The sequence below is a fragment of the Liquorilactobacillus vini DSM 20605 genome, assembly GCF_000255495.1.
GTDB lineage: Bacteria > Bacillota > Bacilli > Lactobacillales > Lactobacillaceae > Liquorilactobacillus > Liquorilactobacillus vini.
Window position 1 is genome coordinate 1 of sequence record NZ_AHYZ01000092.1, and the last position, 4,140, is coordinate 4,140.

Sequence of the window (4,140 nt, forward strand, 5' to 3'; positions counted from 1 at the left end):
AATCAAAATGTAACTAAAGTTAGTATAGTAGTGCTAATAGCTTGCATATTGCTGATCGTCAAAACAACTTTTCTCTGGCTAGTTACTGTTTCTTTAGCAAAACTTTTAAAACCTAGATGGCAGGATTCGGTTTGCTGGGTAAGTTTCTTTTTGTTATTCTTTGCTTTTACGAGCCTGGGAGGCCAAGTTGAGCAAAGAATTTCCAATAATATTTTTGATTGGCGGGTTTTAACACTTAATTCAATAATACTTATTTTATGTATGATTGGCAGCATTTTTCTTCTAAAAAACCAAGTTGAAACGCAGAGCTAAAGTACGGTTTTGACAATAATTCAAGGAGGTAAACAATGCTTTCAACTAAAAAAGCCTGTGCTCTGTTTTTTAAAGAAGCACTGCTAGAATATCGTTTATTTGTCATCATTGGCTTGGGGATTACCTTTTTATGGCCATTGATTGTTTTGATTAGATTTGGTAATGGTCGAAATAATTTAATTGGTATCGGAGGAGGAGAACTGTGGTTAGCAGTTGCATTCATTTTAATTGGAATTATTAAGGTGTTAGGGATGATTAACCGAGTTTGGACAAACAATAAATTTCGTTTGCTGCCAATTAGTAGTTTCCAACTATATTTATGCAATATCTCAATGCAGATTCTGGCTTTTATTTTGACCGTTGGAGTTTTGGTGGCTATCAATATATTAGCTGGAGCACTGATTTTTGATACCTATGCTAAAATCTCTTGGAGTGTTAATCCGACAAGCTTGGGTTTTTCTTTAAGTGCAGCCAGTTCTGGCAATGTTATTTTGCATATCAGTGCTGAAAAAATGTCAAAAATCATTTTAACGCTGCTGGATTTCTTTGGTTCCATTATTATTGATATTAGTTTTGTGTTGCTCTTGTCGGAATCACTTATGAGCTGGCTGACACGTAAGCACCAAAAAATATTTAGTACTTTAGGTTTTGCAGTTTTATTAGGCTTATTTTTAACTTTAGATATCAAATTTGCTGATCAACTAACTGGTGATGCAGTTTCATTTGCATATGATTTAGTAGTCATTATGTTAAGTATCTTGGGCAGTATTTATTTATTGAAATATCACGTAGAAAGCAGAAATTAATTTTGAGAGGGCGAAAGATGTGAAAAGATTTAAACGGTTAAGCAAAAAGCAATGGGGAATCAGTTTGGCAGTCGTAATTTGCGTAGTAGCTGTTATTGGATTGATAGTCATTAAGCATAGGTCATCAGGGACAACGAAGCAGCAAATCAATTATTCAGTAGTTAAGTTGCAGCATCAGGTGCCACTGACTTTGATGGGAAAAGTTCAAGCTAGTCGGACACAACGATTACAAAATCCTGCTGGTAAGGTCACAAATGTTGCTGTAAAGAGTGGTGAGAATGTCAGCCAAGGACAGGCCTTATTGACAACTTACAATCAAGCTGCCCAAGATTCAGTCAATGATCAACAGCAAACGATCGCTAAACTGCAGCGGAGTTTGAATTCAACGAATGCTCAAGTTAAAAATCTGCAACGGCAATTAGCACAGTTATCAAGCAATGATGATAATTACAGCGATCTCAAGCAGCAACTGACCGAAGCTCAAAACAACGCGGCTGATGCACAAGCAGAGTTGACCGAAGCCCAGCAAAAGCAACAAAAAGCTGTTCAAAAAATTACAAAAACATTGACGGCACCATTTGCCGGTACAGTGACCATCAATTATTTGGCCAATGGGACACCAGGCCTGCAACTTCAAGGTGATCAAATGCAGGCTGTTGGTGAAGTTTCTGAGTATAGTTATAAAAAGTTGACTCCAGGAACTAATTTGAAAATCAAGGCAGTTGCTACCAAGGATAAAACTGCTAGTCAGGTTTCATTTTTATCAGCAACGGCCGCCAGCGACAGTCAAAAAAATGATGCCAAATATCAGTTTACTGCTCCAATTTCGGGCAATTTTATTGATGGCCAAACGCTCAAGATCTCAGTTTCGCAAGCCGGAATTCGCGTTCCAAGCACGGCCATTTATCACGGCAAAGTTTTTGTTGTTGAGGGACGACGGGTGAGTGAAACTATTAAAATTAGTGGGAAAAAGGCAGCCGGTTTTTCGATCGTAAAAACTGGACTGCAAGCCGGTCAAAAAATTGTCAGCAATCCTGACCACAATTTAAAAGTTGGAAGCCGGGTGGATACTGGTGATTAAACTAGAAAAGATCAATAAATATTATCAGCAAGGTGATCAGCATTATCATATTTTAAAAAATATTAATTTAAAGATCGATCAAGGAGAGTTTGTTTCGATTATGGGTCAATCCGGTGCAGGCAAGTCGACTTTAATTAATATTATTGGTTTTCTTGATGATCAATTTGAGGGAAACTATTATTACTTTGATCGCCCAATCCATAATTACACTCGTAAGCAATTTTCAAGGCTAAGAAATCAAAATGTTGGTTTTGTTTTCCAAAATTTTGAACTGATCAAGAATTTATCGGTGGCTGAAAATGTTGCTTTGCCACTTTTGTACGCTGGCCAGCAGCGAAAAATGATTGGTCAACAAGTTGCTCAGGCTTTAAAACAGGTTGGCTTAGCTGGTAGTGAACGAAAAAAGCCAACTAATCTTTCTGGCGGTCAGCAACAGCGAGTTTCAATTGCCCGAGCAATCATTACTCGTCCTAAATTTTTAATTGCTGATGAGCCAACCGGAGCTTTGGATAGTCAAACTTCAAAAGAAATTATGGAATTATTTAAAAACTTGAATCAGCAAAATCAAACAACAATTATTATGGTTACACATGATGAAAGAGTTGCACATCAAGGTCAGCGAATCATTCGAATTTTGGATGGTCAGATCATTGCAGATGAACAGATCGAGGTGAATGCTTAATGCTATTTGTCAAGCTTTTAAAAACGGCCTGGCAATCATTGCGAACTAATCCGCGCCGTAGTTTATTGACAATCTTTGGGATTGTAATTGGGATTGCTGCGGTTATCACCATTATTTCTTTAGGAAATGGTGTCAAGGCTAAACTGTTAAATGAGTTGCAAGCTACCAGTACCGGTAAACAAACGACTAAAATTAATTATTATAGTAATAACGGTTCTAATAAGATGGGGTTTGCTCAAAATGATGTTGAGCAAATCAAGGGAAACTTCAGCAGTTTAGCACAAGTCAAGGTCTTAAATCCAATTTCGAAAATTACCACGAGTGCTCAGATTGGCAGTCAGCCCAAAAATATTTCAGTAACTCTTTTGCAAAAGCCAGTCACTGGAATCAAGCTAATTGCTGGCCACCAACTCAACCAATATGATCTAGCGGTTGCCAGTCCAGTTGCCTTGATCAATCGAAAAACGGCCAAAAAGCAATATCATGATCCAGCAAATGCGATTGGTACTTCAGTTGAAATTAAACACGTTGATTATCGAGTCATTGGTGTCTATACTTCAAATGTCAGCCGCTACCAAACAAATTTCTTGTTGCCAAAGAAGGTTTTTTATCAAAATTTATCGGCCAATAGCGGCAATACTTTGAAATTAACTTTTAATCAAGGAGTCAATGTCTCAAAAGAAACTAAGCAAATTGTTAAATTTCTCAAGAAAAATGGAACTCAGCACAAAAATGGCCATTATGAATATTTTGATCTGGGCAAGTTATTAAAGAGCATTTCAAAAGTTATCGACGAGTTGACAATCTTTATCAGTGCCATCGCTGGAATTTCACTATTTATTGCTGGCATTGGTGTCATGAATATGATGTATACTTCAGTTTCAGAACGAACCCAAGAGATTGGTATTCGCTTAGCAGTCGGAGCCCAACCAAATTCAATTTTGCTCCAATTTCTCTTAGAGGCAGTTATGCTAACGGTCAGTGGTGGTTTACTCGGCTTTGCTTTAGGCGGGTTGCTTGCCAAGCTAATTTCGCTGGCCTTGCCGTTCAAAGCAATTTTGACGCTTAACTCTTTCTTACTTGCTTTTGGAGTCTCAGCTTTTGTGGGCATTGTTTTTGGTATCTTGCCAGCTAAACAAGCTGCCAATAAGAATTTGATCGATATTTTACGGTAAAAAATTTAATTTTATAAACGTTAAATTTAATATCAAGGCTAATCTAATAGCTTTGATATTTTTTTCGAAAAAAACATTAATTAG

The 4,140-nt window shown here is 37.2% G+C and carries 5 protein-coding genes; all 5 read left to right on the plus strand.

Annotation, left to right across the window (positions count from 1 at the left end; translation table 11 throughout):
• Window positions 1-312: hypothetical protein (locus ON15_RS11995; RefSeq protein WP_010580594.1), on the plus strand; the 312-nt coding region annotated here is incomplete at its 5' end.
• Window positions 313-347: 35 nt separating this feature from the next.
• Complete coding sequence (locus ON15_RS06065) at window positions 348-1,118, plus strand: hypothetical protein (RefSeq protein WP_010580595.1); 771 nt, start codon at window positions 348-350, stop codon at window positions 1,116-1,118.
• Window positions 1,119-1,137: 19 nt separating this feature from the next.
• Window positions 1,138-2,199 (plus strand): efflux RND transporter periplasmic adaptor subunit, encoded by a 1,062-nt coding sequence (locus ON15_RS06070; protein ID WP_010580596.1) that lies wholly within the window; start codon window positions 1,138-1,140, stop codon window positions 2,197-2,199.
• Entirely contained in the window at window positions 2,192-2,881 is a 690-nt protein-coding gene (locus ON15_RS06075) for an ABC transporter ATP-binding protein (RefSeq protein ID WP_010580597.1), read from the plus strand. The genes ON15_RS06070 and ON15_RS06075 overlap by 8 nt, the downstream gene beginning before the upstream one ends.
• Complete coding sequence (locus tag ON15_RS06080; RefSeq protein WP_010580598.1) at window positions 2,881-4,056, plus strand: ABC transporter permease; 1,176 nt, start codon at window positions 2,881-2,883, stop codon at window positions 4,054-4,056. The genes ON15_RS06075 and ON15_RS06080 overlap by 1 nt, the downstream gene beginning before the upstream one ends.
• Window positions 4,057-4,140: the final 84 nt, after the last annotated feature.